The sequence below is a fragment of the Rhodococcus ruber genome (assembly GCF_016804345.1).
Classification (GTDB): domain Bacteria; phylum Actinomycetota; class Actinomycetes; order Mycobacteriales; family Mycobacteriaceae; genus Rhodococcus; species Rhodococcus ruber.
Window position 1 is genome coordinate 1,422,117 of the sequence record NZ_CP044211.1, and the last position, 13,826, is coordinate 1,435,942.

12 protein-coding genes are annotated in these 13,826 nt (G+C 71.5%); 5 read left to right on the forward strand and 7 right to left on the reverse strand.

The window, feature by feature from the left end; all coding sequences use genetic code 11:
* Nucleotides 1-64: 64 nt before the first annotated feature.
* Complete coding sequence (locus F1734_RS06650) at nucleotides 65-925, forward strand: universal stress protein (protein WP_017680877.1); 861 nt, start codon at nucleotides 65-67, stop codon at nucleotides 923-925.
* 3 nt (nucleotides 926-928) lie between these two features.
* Here F1734_RS06650 and F1734_RS06655 read toward each other — a convergent pair whose 3' ends face one another.
* The gene (locus F1734_RS06655; protein ID WP_017680876.1) at nucleotides 929-2,137 is read right to left on the reverse strand and encodes a site-2 protease family protein; all 1,209 of its coding nucleotides are present in this window, start codon (nucleotides 2,135-2,137) and stop codon (nucleotides 929-931) included.
* Complete coding sequence (locus F1734_RS06660; RefSeq protein WP_010593930.1) at nucleotides 2,104-3,003, reverse strand: universal stress protein; 900 nt, start codon at nucleotides 3,001-3,003, stop codon at nucleotides 2,104-2,106. The genes F1734_RS06655 and F1734_RS06660 overlap by 34 nt, the downstream gene beginning before the upstream one ends.
* 130 nt (nucleotides 3,004-3,133) lie before the next feature.
* Here F1734_RS06660 and F1734_RS06665 point away from each other — a divergent pair, with 130 nt between their 5' ends.
* The 3 genes from F1734_RS06665 to F1734_RS06675 all read left to right on the forward strand — a co-directional run bounded on the left by F1734_RS06665 (nucleotide 3,134) and on the right by F1734_RS06675 (nucleotide 6,052).
* Nucleotides 3,134-4,135, forward strand: coding sequence for an alpha/beta hydrolase (locus F1734_RS06665; RefSeq protein WP_225222242.1), 1,002 nt, complete (start codon nucleotides 3,134-3,136; stop codon nucleotides 4,133-4,135).
* Nucleotides 4,128-5,006: an oxidoreductase gene (locus tag F1734_RS06670; protein WP_048772385.1), complete on the forward strand. Its 879-nt coding sequence runs from the start codon at nucleotides 4,128-4,130 to the stop codon at nucleotides 5,004-5,006. Before F1734_RS06665 ends, F1734_RS06670 begins: the two co-directional genes overlap by 8 nt.
* Nucleotides 5,007-5,182: 176 nt before the next feature.
* A complete protein-coding gene (locus tag F1734_RS06675) occupies nucleotides 5,183-6,052 on the forward strand; it encodes an oxidoreductase (protein ID WP_124258859.1) in 870 nt (289 codons plus the stop codon).
* Between the two features lie 10 nt (nucleotides 6,053-6,062).
* On the opposite strand, the gene F1734_RS06680 is transcribed toward F1734_RS06675, so the two are convergent.
* The 4 genes from F1734_RS06680 to gvpJ all read right to left on the reverse strand — a co-directional run bounded on the left by F1734_RS06680 (nucleotide 6,063) and on the right by gvpJ (nucleotide 9,781).
* The gene (locus F1734_RS06680; RefSeq protein ID WP_124258858.1) at nucleotides 6,063-7,133 is read right to left on the reverse strand and encodes a potassium channel family protein; all 1,071 of its coding nucleotides are present in this window, start codon (nucleotides 7,131-7,133) and stop codon (nucleotides 6,063-6,065) included.
* 97 nt (nucleotides 7,134-7,230) lie between these two features.
* Nucleotides 7,231-7,896: a potassium channel family protein gene (locus F1734_RS06685; RefSeq protein ID WP_225222243.1), complete on the reverse strand. Its 666-nt coding sequence runs from the start codon at nucleotides 7,894-7,896 to the stop codon at nucleotides 7,231-7,233.
* Complete coding sequence (locus F1734_RS06690; protein WP_119699469.1) at nucleotides 7,889-9,265, reverse strand: TrkH family potassium uptake protein; 1,377 nt, start codon at nucleotides 9,263-9,265, stop codon at nucleotides 7,889-7,891. Before F1734_RS06690 ends, F1734_RS06685 begins: the two co-directional genes overlap by 8 nt.
* 105 nt (nucleotides 9,266-9,370) lie before the next feature.
* Nucleotides 9,371-9,781, reverse strand: coding sequence for a gas vesicle protein GvpJ (gene gvpJ, locus F1734_RS06695; protein WP_017680869.1), 411 nt, complete (start codon nucleotides 9,779-9,781; stop codon nucleotides 9,371-9,373).
* Between the two features lie 361 nt (nucleotides 9,782-10,142).
* Here gvpJ and F1734_RS06700 point away from each other — a divergent pair, with 361 nt between their 5' ends.
* The gene (locus tag F1734_RS06700) at nucleotides 10,143-11,528 is read left to right on the forward strand and encodes a wax ester/triacylglycerol synthase family O-acyltransferase (RefSeq protein WP_203011449.1); all 1,386 of its coding nucleotides are present in this window, start codon (nucleotides 10,143-10,145) and stop codon (nucleotides 11,526-11,528) included.
* Here the strand turns inward: F1734_RS06700 and F1734_RS06705 are convergent.
* The gene (locus F1734_RS06705) at nucleotides 11,488-13,803 is read right to left on the reverse strand and encodes a DEAD/DEAH box helicase (RefSeq protein WP_010593940.1); all 2,316 of its coding nucleotides are present in this window, start codon (nucleotides 13,801-13,803) and stop codon (nucleotides 11,488-11,490) included. The genes F1734_RS06700 and F1734_RS06705 overlap by 41 nt on opposite strands.
* Between the last annotated feature and the right edge of the window lie 23 nt (nucleotides 13,804-13,826).

Here is a 13,826-nt window from a genome sequence, read left to right on the forward strand (position 1 = left end):
GCGACCGGGGTATGGCGACACTGGTGTCGGAACAACCGGGCGGGACGAGACTGAGGAGCGGGCAATGGACGATGCGCCGATCGTGGTCGGTATCGACGGATCGGCGCCCGCGCGCGCCGCGCTGCAGTGGGCAGCCGCCGAGGCCGCCGCCACGGACGTGCCGCTGCTGCTCGTCTCCAGCGCGAACGCCGGCGGAATCGGCGCCTCGTCGCCGTTCGTCGACGAACTGCGCTTCACCGCGCGACGGAACCTGGCGTCCGCCGCCGAGTCCGTGCAGCGGGAGCACCCGGACCTGTCCGTCCGCACCGAGCAGTCGAGTCTGGTGGCCGCACAGGCGCTGCTCGGGCACTCCGGCCGGGCACGGATGCTCGTCCTCGGCCGACGTGGGCTCGGCGAGTTCACCGGCGGTCTGGTCGGATCGGTGACCTCGGCGGTGGTCGCGCATGCACGCTGCCCCGTCGCGGTGATCCCCGGCCCCGACGAGGCCGGACGCGGTGCGGACGGTCCCGTCGTGGTCGGCGTCGACGGTTCGCGGGCGAGCCTGCACGCCCTCGACGTCGCTTTCGAGGCCGCCGACCGCTACGGGGCGCCGCTGGTGGCGGTGCACGCCTGGTCGGACCGTGACCTCGTCGACGTGGTGGCCGGCACGCCCGGAGCGACGTGGGACGACGTCGACCAGCAGGAGAGCGTCGTGCTGGCCGAGTCCCTCGCCGGACGCGCGCAGGACTATCCGAACGTCGAGGTGGAACGGGTCGTGGTGCGGGACCGGCCCGTGCGCCACCTGCTCGAACGGGCGGAGAACGCCCGGTTGCTGGTCGTCGGCAGCCGCGGCCGCGGCGGCTTCGAGGGCATGCTGCTCGGCTCGACCAGCCGGGCACTGCTGCACACGACGCCGTGCCCGCTGCTCGTCGTCCGGCGCAGCTAGGGACTACTCCGGCCGGGGCTGCTCGTCCGGCGGCGGAGTGCGGCGGACGGGCAGGCCGAGGGCGCTGCGATCGCAGGCCCGCACCAGGTCGGTTGCCGTGACGATGCCGACGAGGCGGTCTCCCGACACGACGGCCACGAGGTCGAGCCCCGGCCGCAGCAGCACCCGGCTCGCGACCTCGGCGAGCGAGGCGTCGGCCGGTACTCGCGCCGCCGCGGGCAGCGGCCGGGCCCGGTCCGCGACGGTGACGACCGTGCGCTCGCCCTCCGGGACGGGGGTCAGGTCGGCCAGCGACACCACGCCGATGGGCCGGTTCCCGTCGTCGACCACAGGAAACACCCGGTGGTGCGTGCCGCGGGCCGCGACGGTGAGGAGCTGCGCCACGCTCGCACTCCCGGGTGCGGTCACCGGCGACGCCGTCATGACGTCACCGACCCGGGTGTCGCCGAGCTGGTGCCCCAGCGAGGCGTTCGCCAGCTCGGCGTTGGCTGCGGTCCGCAGGAACCAGCCGAGGAGCATCATCCACAGGCCGCCCGCGCTGCCGAGGGCGAGCGTCTCGGCGGCGCCGAGCACGATCAGCGCCAACCCCACCGCGCGGCCGGCGCGGGCGGCGCCGCTCGCGGCGGCGAGCCGGTCGCCGGTGCGGCGCCACAACACCGCCCGCACGACCCGCCCACCGTCCAGCGGCGCACCCGGCAGCAGGTTGAACACGGCGAGTACCAGGTTGGTCGCGCCCAGCCAGCCGATCGTCGCGGTCACCAGCGCCGGGACGGGCGGACCGAGGAACGAGGCCGCCGCCAGCGCCACGATGCCGATCACGACGCTCGCGAGCGGCCCGGCCAGCGCGATCCGCAGATCGGCCTTCGGGCTCGGCGGCTCGTCGCGCAGTTCGGACACCCCGCCGAGCAGCCACAGGGTGATCCCGTCCACCCCCACTCCGTAGCGGCCCGCCACCACCGAGTGCGCAAGCTCGTGGGCGAGCAGCGATACCAGCAGGCCCAGCGCCGCGGCGACGCCCGCGATCCAGAACTGCGTGGTGCTCGGACCGCTGATCCGCGCCGGCAGGATCGTCGCGGCCAGCAGCCACGACAGCAGCCCGAGCGTCGCGAGCAGCGACCAGTGGGCCCGGATCTCTATCCCCGCGACCCGGCCGAGCCGGACCGATCCGCGCAGCATCGTCAGACCCCCGGTCGGCAGATCATGGTCGGGCACGGCGCGTGGTGCAGCAGCGCCTGACTCGTCGAGCCCAGGAGCAGGCCGCCGAGCAGGCCCCGGCCGTGGCTGCCGACGACGCTCAGCTGGGCCCGTTTCGCCAGTCTCAGCAGCAGGTGCCGGGCGCCGATCTGCTCGACGATCTCGGTGACCGGCACGTCCGGGTACCGCTCGCGCTGCCCGGCGAGACACTCGGACAGCAAGGCCGTCTCTTCGGCCTCGACGACCGCCCAGTCGATCAGCTCCAGCGCCGCGGTGCGGTCCGCGACGTCGCCGGCGCCCCACGCGTGGGCGGCGAGGACGCCGACCCCGAGCGCCGCCGCCATGTCGAACGCAGCGGTGACCAGTGGGCCGGCGTCCGCGCTGCCGTCGATGCCGACCAGCACCGGCCGGCGGTCCGTGCCCGGTTCGGGTGCCGGATCGCCCCGCCAGAGGACGACCGGGCACGTGGACCGGTGGGCGACGCGCAGCGCGGTCGAACCGGCGAGCAGCGACCCGAGCGCACCCGAGCCGGTGGCGCCGAGCACCAGCATCCGGCTGCGGTCGCCGTGTTCGAGCAGCGCCAGATCGGCCGGGCCCGGGTGGACGGTCGTGACCACCTCGAGATGCGGGCGCTGCCGGCGCAGCTCGGCCGCGGTGTCGTCGAGCAGTTCGCGGCCCCACTCGGCGAGACGCTGGCTGTATTCGGCCCGCGCGCGCAGCGCGGCGTCACTGAAATAATTCCGGGGGCCGGGCAGCGCGTGGACGAGCTGCAGGTCCGTGCCGAGCCGCTCGGCGACGGCCGCGGCCCAGGTGGCGGCCTGTTTCGCGGCGTCCGAGCCGTCGATTCCGGCGGTGACGGGCGGCCTGCCGCGGTCGCTGCTCATTGCGTCTGCCTTTCGGTTCGGCTTTGCTCGATAACGATTATGTGCAAGCCTCGTACGGGCCGACGTGGACCTCTACCGTGTTGTTGCGTAACTGTCGGGGCCCCAGTTGTTGTTGATACATGATGTGCTGATGGAGCCTGGTGTGACTCATACTTCCAGAACCAAGGCCGGACCTCGGGGGGCTCGGGCGCTCGTCCGATTCCTGATCGCGGCGCTCGTGCTACCGCTCGCCGTGGCCTTCGCCGGCGCGGGCACCGCGTCGGCGGACCCGTACTCCCGCCTGCGGGAGCACTGGGTGCCCGCGCCGGGCGGTGTCGGCCAGATCAAGGTCCGTATCTGGCTGGCGAACAACGGCAGCAACAAGGCCATGTATCTGCTCGACGGTCTGCGCGCCACCGACGACGTGAGCGGGTGGGAGCACGAGACGAACGCCGCGTGGCTGTCCGACCACGGCGTCAACGTCGTGATGCCGGTGGGCGGCCAGTCCAGCTTCTACACGGACTGGTATGCGCCGAGCAACCTCAACGGTCAGCGTTACACCTACAAGTGGGAGTCCTTCCTCACCGAGAACCTGCCGGACTTCCTCGCCGGTACGTACGGCATCGACCGGTCCAGCAACGCCGTCGTGGGTCTGTCGATGGGCGGCAACGCGGCGCTGATTCTCGCGGCCTATCACCGGGACCAGTTCCGGTTCGCCGGCTCGATGTCCGGTTACCTGAACCTGTCCGCGCCGGGCATGCGTGAGGCGATCCGCCTGGCGATGCTCGACTCCGGTGGCTACAACGCCGACTCGATGTGGGGCCCGCCGTGGAACTCGGCGTGGCTGCGCAACGATCCGTTCGTCGCCGCGCCCAGCATGCGGGGGCTGCCGATGTGGATCTCCGCGGGCAGCGGCCTGCCCGGCCAGCACGATCGGCCGAACTCCGCGATCGGCGTGTTCAACACGGGCAACGCGATGGGACTCGAGGCGCTCGCCCTGGCGCAGAACCGCGCGTTCCAGGTGCGGTTGGCGACGTTGGGCATCAACTCCGCCCACTTCGATTTCCCGGCCGCCGGTACCCACACGTGGGGCTACTGGCAGGACCAGCTGTGGGCGATGCTGCCCATGATGAAGTCCTCCATCGGTGCCTGAACGGTTCTCCCCGCCGGCCCCGGGCGTCCTGCAGGGCCGCGCCTTCGTGGTGACCGGGGCGAACAGTGGCCTCGGTGAGGCCACCGCCCGGGCCCTCGGCGCCGCCGGTGCCGACGTGGTGCTTGCGTGCCGGAACGTCGCCCGAGGTGAAGCGGTCGCGGCGGAGATCGGTCCCCGTGCGCAGGTGCGACGGCTCGATCTCGCCGACCTGGCGTCGGTGCGGGAGTTCGCGGCGGGCATCGAGACCGCCGACGTGCTCGTCAACAACGCGGGCGTGATGGCCGTGCCGCTGAGCCGCACGGCGGACGGTTTCGAGATGCAGATGGGCACCAACCACCTCGGGCACTTCGCGCTGACCGGGCTGCTGCTCGATCGGCTCACCGATCGGGTGGTGACGGTCTCGAGCACGAGTCACCGGTTCGGCCGGATCCACCTCGACGACCTGAACTGGGAGCGCCGGCGGCACTACAGCCGTTCCCTGGCGTACGCGGAGTCCAAGCTGGCGAACCTGATGTTCAGCCTCGAACTCGGCCGGCGGCTGGCGGCCGCCGGCTCGCCGCTGAAGGCCGTGGCCGCGCACCCGGGGTACGCGGCCACCGAGGTCGGCACGCACACCGGGACGTGGTTCGACCAGCTGTTCCGACTCGGGAAGAAGGTGCTCGGACGCACCCCCGCCGAGGGCGCGGAATCCGTCGTGGTCGCCGCCACCGATCCGGAGGTGACCGGCGGCTACATCGGACCGGACCGCTTCTTCGAGTTGTACGGCCCGCCGACCGTGGCCGCCTACAGCCGACACGCCGCGGATCCGGAGACCGCCCGGCGACTGTGGGAGCTGTCGGAGCAGCTCACGGGCGTGCGGTTCGACCTGTAGCGAACGCGCCTGTAGCGAACGGCGCCGGCCTGCGGCGTCGACGGGGACGCCGTGATGTCGTGACCCGTCGGGGTGGAAGGTCACGGTCCCGGGGGCGCCGCGCTGCGTCCGGCCGGGGCGCCGACCCGGGACGCGTTCCTTCCCCCGCGTAGTCCGCTCACCGTAGGGTGGCCGACATGACGGCTTGGACCACACGCGACATCCCGAAGCAGGACGGCCGCACCTTCGTGGTGACCGGCGCGAACAGCGGGCTGGGCGCGGTGGCCGCCCGTGCCCTCGGGGCCGCGGGGGCGCGGGTGGTGCTGGCGTGCCGGAACGTGGCCGCGGGCGAGGCCGTCGCCCGGGAGATCGGGCCCGCCGCGCAGGTCCGGCGCCTCGATCTGGCCGACCTGGCGTCGGTGCGGGAGTTCGCAGCGGGTATCGACGAGGTCGACGTGCTGGTCAACAACGCAGGTGTGATGGCGGTGCCGCTGCGTCGCACCGTCGACGGATTCGAGATGCAGATCGGGACCAACCACCTCGGCCACTTCGCCCTCACCGACCTGCTCCTCGACCGCGTCACGGACCGCGTGGTGACGATGTCGAGCATCATGCACCGGATCGGTCGCATCGACCTCGACGACCTGAACTGGGTGTACCGCCGCTACGACCGGTGGCTGGCGTACGGGCAGTCGAAGCTGGCCAACCTGCTGTTCACCCAGGAGCTGCAGCGCAGGCTCACCGAGCGGCGGTCCGCGGTCGTGGCGGTGGCCGCCCACCCGGGGTACTCGTCGACGAACCTGCAGTCGCACACCGAGTCGATCCAGGACCTGTTCCTGGGCGTGGCGAACAAGCTGGTGGGGCAGTCCGCCCAGACCGGCGCGCTACCACTGCTGTATGCGGCCACCGCGCCCGGCGTCGAACCCGGCGGGTACTACGGGCCGGGCGGACTGTTCGAGATGCGCGGCAGTCCCGAGCGTGTCGAATCCAACTCCCGCTCGCACGACGAGGCTGTCGCCCGTGGGCTCTGGGAGCTGTCGGCGAAGCTGTGCGCGCCCGCCGGATAGCGGCAGCACGTCAGTCCGAGACGCGCCGGATGTAGAGCAACCGGTCGCCGGTCATGACCGTCTCCACCTCCGGGGACCCGACACGCAGCAGGCGGCCGTTGCGTTCGATGCCCAGGACGATATCCGGCAGGTGCCGCGGTGAGTCGCCGACCTCGTCGGCTTCGACGTCGCGTTCGGCGATCGCGAAGCCTTCCTCCGGAGTGAGCAGATCCTCGATCATTTCCACGACGTTCGGGGTGATGGTGGCGGCTCCGAGCAACCGGCCCGCCGTCTCGGACGAGATCACCACCGTGTCGGCGCCCGACTGGCGCAGCAGGTGGGTGTTCTCCGATTCGCGGATGGCCACGACGATCTTGGCGGCGGGGGCGAGTTCGCGGGCGGTGAGGGTGACGAGTACCGCGGAGTCGTCGCGGTTGGCGGCGACGACGATCGAGTTGCAGTGCGGCACCCCGGCCAGACGCAGCACATCCGATTTGGTCGCCGAGCCCTGCACGGTGACCAGACCCCGGCCGTTGGCGGCGTCGAGCACCACCGGCTCGGTGTCGACGACGACGATGTCCGAGGGCGCGGCGCCGTCGCCGAGCATCGCATCGACCGCGGTGCGGCCCTTGGTGCCGTAGCCGACGACCACAGTGTGGTTGCGCACCCCGTGTCGCCAGCGTTGGATGCGGAAGGTTTGCCGGGAACTCTCGGTCAGGGCGGAGAGGGTGGTGCCGACCAGGATGATGAGGAAGAAGATCCGAAGCGGGGTGATGACCAGGACGTTGACCAGACGGGCCGCGGGCGTGATGGGAGTGATGTCGCCGTAGCCGGTGGTCGAGAGCGATACTGTCGCGTAGTAGATGCAGTCCAGCAGCGACAGCTCGTTGTCCTGGTTGTCGGAGTAGCCGTCGCGGTCCAGGTAGACGACGAGCACCACCAGGGTCAGGGCGATCAGGGCGTACCCGATTCGGCGCACGATCGCGCGGCCCGGACTGGTCTGCAACTGCGGCACCCGCAGGATGCCCACCAGTGCGAAATCGGGTCGCTCGGTCAGGGTGTCGGAGCGGCTGAACCGGGCCCGGAGCGTGCTACCGGGCACGGCCGGCTTCGTTCGGTGCCGCGGCCCGGCGGGGGCCCGGGGGCGCCTGGTGCGCTGTCGGAGACATCGTCAGCAGCCTACGTCGTTCCGACGGCCGTCAGGTCAGTTCGCTGAAGCGCTCGGTGTTGCGGACCTGGCCGGAGACGATGATGGTGTCGCCCGGAGCGAGCACGGTGTCGGCGGTGGCGTAGGTGAAGCCTTCGCCGGGGCGTTTGATCGCCACGACGGTGACACCGAAATCGGAGCGGACGGCGGTGTCGCCGAGACGCCGGCCGATCGCGAATGCGGGCGGGGTGGTCTTGACCATCGCGAAACCGTCGTCGAACTCGATGTAGTCCATCATCCGGCCGCGGACCAGGTGGGCGACGCGCTTGCCCATGTCGTGTTCGGGCCGGACGACGTGGTGCACGCCGATCTGGCTGAGGATCTTCGCGTGCGCGTTGCTGATGGCCTTGGCCCACACGTTCGGCACCGCCATGTTGATCAACGCCGAGGCCGTCAGCAGGCTGGCCTCGAGGTCGGAACCGATGCCCACGACGGCGCGCCCGTACTCGTGCACCGACAGTTGCCGCAGCGATTCCTCGTCGGTGGTGTCGGCGACCACGGCATGGGTGAGGCGGTGGGCGACCTTCTGCACGACCGCCTCGCTCGAGTCGATGCCGAGCACTTCCGTGCCCTGGGCCATCAACTCCAGCGCCAGTGATTTGCCGAAGCGGCCGAGTCCGAGCACGACCACGACGTCGGAGGCAGGTTTCCTAGCCAATGAAGGGCCTTTCGGTGGGAAGTTCGTAGCGCCGTCCGCGTTCGCGGGCGGCGAGGGCGCTGACCAGGGTGATCGAGCCGATCCGGCCGAGGTACATCAGCAGTACCAGGACGAGCTGTCCCCAGGCCGGAAGCTGAGCGGTGATTCCCGTGGACAGCCCGACCGTGGCGAACGCGGAGGTGACCTCGAACAGCAGCACGTCGAGATCGAATCCGGTGCCGGCGAGCAGGACGATGGTCGGCACCGCCACCAGACCGACGCCGATCAACGCTACCGACAGCGCCTGGCGCTGCACCCGGGTGTCGATGCGCCGGTCGAACACGGTCACCGAACGCTCACCACGGGCCTCGGCCGCGATGACGAACAGCAGCAGCACGAAGGTGGTCACCTTGATCCCGCCTGCGGTGCCGCCGCTGCCGCCGCCAATGAACATCAGCACGTCGGTCACGAGCAGCGTCGCGTCGTCCACCTGCGCGTAGTCGACGCTGTTGAACCCCGCCGTGCGGGGCATGACGCCCTGGAACGTGGCGACGAGCAACTTCTGGCCGAAGTGGTAGTGCTGCAGGGTGCGGGTCCATTCGAGGATCAGCACGAGCGCGGGTCCCACCACCAGCAGCACCGCGGTGACGGTCACGGTCAGCCGGGTGTGCAGGCTCCATCGAGTGCTGCGGCCCCGTAGGTGCCGGGTCACTTCGAACAGGACCGGGAACCCGATTCCGCCGAGGATCACCGCGATCATGAGCGGCACACAGATCCAGGGATCTTCGGCGAAGCCGATCATGTTGTTGCTGTAGAGGGCGAAGCCGGCGTTGTTGAACGCCGAGACGGAGTGGAACACCCCCAGCCACACCGCCCGCAGGGGTGGTTCCTCGTAGCCGAGCGCGAACCGCGCTGCGAGCGCCACCGCAGTGACCGCTTCGATGAGCACGCTCATCCGCACGACGCCGACGACGACCGAGCGGACGTCGCCGAGTCCGGATGCACGCGCCTCGGCGGCGGTGTTCAGTCGGGCCTTGAGGCCGATCCGGTTCGCGAGCAGCAGGCCCACGAGCGAGGCCATGGTCATGATCCCGAACCCCCCGGCCTGGATCAGGGCGAGGATGACGCCCTGGCCGAAACCGGACCAGTGGGTGGGCGTGTCGACGACGACCAGCCCGGTCAGGCACATCGCCGAGGTGGCGGTGAACAGGGCGTCGACGACGGAGGCCGCGGCGTCGGGCCGGCGCGCCGCGGGGGTGAGGAGCGCGGCCGTGCCGACGGCGATCGCTGCGGCGAAGCTCAGCGCCACGACCCTGACCGGGGTCAGGGTCGCCCGCGCCGCCAGTCGCCGCAGCAGGGACGGCGCGGATGCGCCGGCGGGTGTTCTCACCCGGAGGAGACTAGACCCGCTCCGGGTCGCCGGGGAACCGGGTAGAGATGACCGGAATTCGGGCTCCCGCCGTCGGCTCGTGCCACCGGCCGCCGCCGACGAACGTCACCCGTCCCGGGACCTGCGTGGCGCCGCCTCGCGTTCGTCCTGACCGCCGGCGAGCAGGCCGCTGACCCGTTCGCCCGCGGAGTCCAGGGCGCCTCTCGTCTTGTGCGCGGCGGCCTTCTCGGTGAGTTTCCCGGCCGGGCCGCCGACGATGTCCGTCAGGCCTTTCGGCTCGGTGGTGGAGATCTCGAGCCTGTTGACCGCCTCGGCGAAACGCAGGTAGGTGTCCACGCTCGCCACCACCACCCGGGCGTCGATGGTGATGATCTCGATGCCCACGAGCGAGACGCGGACGAATGCGTCGATGACGAGGCCCTTGTCGAGAATGGTGTCGATGACGTCGGCGAGGCCGGACGAGTTCGGCCTCGCCATCGTGCCGCCGCCGCCTCCGCCTCCGGATTGGATGGTCATGATCCGCGCTCCTTGCTGTCGCTCGGCGGTTCGCGTGCCGCCGGTCGCGCGGGGAGAGCACTCGTGGGGCGGTGCGCGTACAAGGGCTATAGCCGCGCACCCCCCGGTCGAAACCCGCCCGTCGACGGAAGTGAGGTCAAAGTCGAGCAAAACAGATACCGTTCGACCGGTTTGTTGATAGCGTCGTCGCAGGCCGGATCCGGGAGCCCGGCCTCGACGTCTCCGCGTCGTCCGGGATTGGACGAGGGGTAGTCCGGGACGATGCGGAGACGTCACGGCGTCCGGCGCAGCACGTGCGCCTCTTGTGCGGAGATGGCAGGGTTACCGCACACGCGGGACGTTTCGGCGCCACGATGGGGGAATGCAGGTGATGAGCCTTCCCGAGGCGCTGTTCGTACTGCTCGAAACTCCGTCGCGTCCACTGCACCTCGGTGCTCTCGTATTGTTCGAACCGCCGCCGGAGGCCGGGGACGATCACGCCCGCCGCATGTACGAGATCCTGCTCACCCACGACGAGGTGGCGGACCCGCTGCGGCGGCGTCCCGTCCGGACCCTGCGCGGAGCCGGCTACCCGTTGTGGTCGCGTCCCGAGAACGTCGACCTGGGATTCCACGTGCGCCACACCGCCGTTCCCGGCTCGGGTTCGATGACCGACCTGCTGGCCCTCGTCTCCCGGATCCACGGGTCCCCACTCGACCCGCTCCGCCCGATGTGGGAGGTGTACGTCATCGAGGGACTCGACGACGGGCGCACCGCGATGTACGCGAAGATCCATCTGTCCCTCGCCGACGGTCCGGCCGGCCTGCGCCTGCTGCACCGGAGCATGTCCACCGACCCCGAGGCCTGCGACTGTCCCGCCCCGTGGAGCCCGGAGGTGGTCGCCCCCCGGGCTCGGCTGTCGACACTGCCCACGTCGTGGCTGCGCGCCGGGCTGCGGGCGGGCACGGAAGTGTTCGCGATGACCCCGGAAATCGGCAGGCTGGTCACCGACGGCGTGCGCCGGCACCGGGTGGCGCTGCCGTGGCAGACACCGCCCACGATCTTCAACGTCGCGGTGGGCCGGGGCCGGACCTTCGCGGCGCGTTCCTGGCAGATCGAGCGGCTCCACGCGGTCGCGACCGCGTCCGGCACCACGATCGACGCCGTCGCGCTCACGATGTGCGCCGGCGGCTTGCGCGCCTATCTGTCCGAGCGGTACGCGCTCCCGGAGTCACCGCTGACCGCGATGCTCCCGGTGCCGATGAACCTCGGTGGGGCCGCGGTCGGTCCCGGCGGTCGTGAACCCGGAGTGGGAGCGATGGTGATCGGCCTGGCCACCGACGAACCCGATCCCGCGGTGCGGCTCGCCCGGATCGCCGACTCGCTCGTCCACACCGACCGGGTGGTCACCGCGCTCAGCGGAACCCAGTTCCTGATGCTCAGCGCGCTGTCGCTGAGCCCGCTCGCGCTCGAGCCGGTGCGGCGGTTCGTCGACGAGATCCCGCCGCCGTTCAACGTGCTGATCTCGTATCTTCCCGGGCCCGCGCGCACCCGTTACTGGAACGGTGCGCGGCTGACCGGCATCTACCCCGTGCCTGCGGTGCTGAACGGACAGGCGCTGGGCATCACCCTCATGGGGAACGACGGCCGGCTCGATCTCGGGGTGGTCGGCGACCGTCATGCCGTGCCCGCCCTCGACCGGCTGGTCGAACTCCTCGAGGGCGCACTCAGCGAACTGGAGAGCGCTGTGGGTACCCGGCCGCGGTGAAGCCGACCGGCTCGACGGGGTGCCCGCCCCTGCCGATCTGCCCGAGCAGGTCCAGGGTGCGCAGATAGCGACGGACGAGATCGCCGGCCGACAGATCCGACTCCGCGGCCTCACGCAGGGCCGCGGACACCCCGTCGCCCCGGGCCCACCGGTGGATCGCCCGCATCGCCACCGGGTCCGGTTCGGGGCCCTCGGGCAGGCCGTGCCGGCGCTCGGCGTCCGACACCTCCCGCCACAGCCGGACCGTCGCGCGGTAGGCGGCGTCGACGCCGGCCGTGAGGGCCCCGCCACCGGGAGCCGGACGGCGCGCTTCGCCGAGCACGCTCGACACGACGGCGGCCAGCTCCGCCGGATCCAGGCCCGCCCACACGCCGGTCCGCAGACACTCGGCGACGAGAAGGTCGCTGCCGCAATAGATCCGGCCCAGGATCCGGCCGTGGTCGGTGACCACCGCCTCGCCGGAATACGGATCGGACAGCAGGTATCCGCGTTCGTCGAGCAGGCCGAGGACTCGGTCGAACGTGCCCACCAGCCGACCGGTGGCGGCGGCGACCTGTCCGCGCAGCACCTCGGTGTCGGCGGCCAGTGCCCGCCGGCGCTCGGCGACGGCGATCAGGCGTTCCCGATCGGGGTACCGGTGACCGGGGTGCGAACGCACGGCCCGCGCGAGCGCGGTCACCGCGTCGGCGGTTCCGGTGGTACGCGCGACGGCCAACCGCTCCCGCAACTGCTGGTACTCGGCGAAACCCTCGGCGTCCCCGAGTTCGGCGTCGAGCAGACGCAGCGTCGCGGCGTTCGTCGTCGCGGCGGAGGCGAGCGCGGCCACCGAATGCTCCGCCTGGAACTGGGCGAAGGACCGTCCGAGCAGGTCCCGGGCTCCGGCGACCCCGAGCCTGTCGACGAGGTTGACGGCCGTGTTGTAGCCCACCCGCAGCGAGCTGTTCAGCGGATAGGTGCGGGTGGAGGCGAGTCCGGCGACGGTGGCCGGCTGCACCTCCGGACTCCACAGCACGACCGCGTGACCCTCCCGGTCGACGCCGCGACGACCGGCCCGTCCCGTCAACTGGGTGTACTCGCCGGCGGTGAGCCGGACCGGTCCGGCGGCGGTGTGCTTGACGAGGCGTTCGAGCACGACGGTCCGGGCAGGCATGTTGACGCCCACGGCGAGGGTCTCCGTGGCGAAGACGATCCGGACGAGGCCGAGGCCGAACAGTTCCTCCACGGCGTGCCGGAAGACCGGCACCATGCCCGCGTGGTGGGCGGCGAAGCCACGCTCGAGTCCGTCGAGCCAGTCGGCGAATCCGAGCGCATCGAGGTCGGCGGGGGAGACCCCGGCCGTGTGCCGATCGACGATGCGGCGGATGCGGGTGACGTCGGCGGCCTCGGTGAGCCGCAACGACGAACGCAGGCATTCGGCGACGGCCTCGTCGCAGCCGCTGCGGCTGAAGCGGAACCAGATCGCCGGCAGCAGCGACTCGGCTTCGAGCCGCGCCACGAGTTCGGGCCGGTCGACGCCGGCCGGGCCGGGCGTGGCGGAGCGGCGACGCCGGCGCCGGGACGGAACCGCGGGGGCGGCGTCGACGAGCTGGCGATGCGCGACGTACCGCACGAGATTCTCGTCGATCGCCCCGGTGGTGGGGGAGAACAGGTCGAACAGCCGTCCACCGGCGAGCACGTGCTGGTGCAGCGGCACCGGCCGGGTCTCCTCGACGACGACGGTGGTCGCACCGCGGACGAGGCCCAGCCACGCGCCGAACTCCTCGGCGTTGCTGACCGTCGCCGACAGGCTCACCAGCCGCACGGGGGCGGGGAGGTAGAGGATGGCCTCCTCCCACACCGCCCCGCGTTCACGGTCGGCGAGGAAGTGCACCTCGTCCATCACGACGTGGGTGAGCCCGTCGAGCAGGGGCGAGCGGCCGTGCAGCATGCTGCGCAGCACCTCGGTGGTCATCACCACGACGGGTGCGTGCGGGTCGAGGGAGACGTCGCCCGTGAGCAGCCCCACCTGCTCGTCCCCGAGCCGCGCGACCAGATCGGCGTACTTCTGGTTGCTCAGGGCCTTGATCGGGGTGGTGTAGAAGCACTTGCCGCCTGCGGCGCGCGCGAGGTGGACGGCGAACTCGCCGACGACCGTCTTGCCGGCTCCGGTGGGAGCGCACACGAGCACGTCCCGATCCTCGTCGAGGGCGCGGCAGGCGCGGACCTGGAAGTCGTCGAGGGTGAATCCGAGTCCCGCGGTGAACTGCGCGAGCCGCGGCCCGTCCTGCCTGCACACGCACTCCACGCTACGCGCGCCCG

Coding starts and splice junctions, on each gene's coding strand:
- F1734_RS06665 (WP_225222242.1), top strand. CDS start 3,134: ATGGAGCCTGGTGTGACTCATACTTCCAGAACCAAGGCCGGACCTCGG.
- F1734_RS06675 (WP_124258859.1), top strand. CDS start 5,183: ATGACGGCTTGGACCACACGCGACATCCCGAAGCAGGACGGCCGCACC.
- gvpJ (WP_017680869.1), bottom strand. CDS start 9,781: ATGACCATCCAATCCGGAGGCGGAGGCGGCGGCGGCACGATGGCGAGG.
- F1734_RS06660 (WP_010593930.1), bottom strand. CDS start 3,003: ATGAGCAGCGACCGCGGCAGGCCGCCCGTCACCGCCGGAATCGACGGC.
- F1734_RS06650 (WP_017680877.1), top strand. CDS start 65: ATGGACGATGCGCCGATCGTGGTCGGTATCGACGGATCGGCGCCCGCG.
- F1734_RS06700 (WP_203011449.1), top strand. CDS start 10,143: ATGCAGGTGATGAGCCTTCCCGAGGCGCTGTTCGTACTGCTCGAAACT.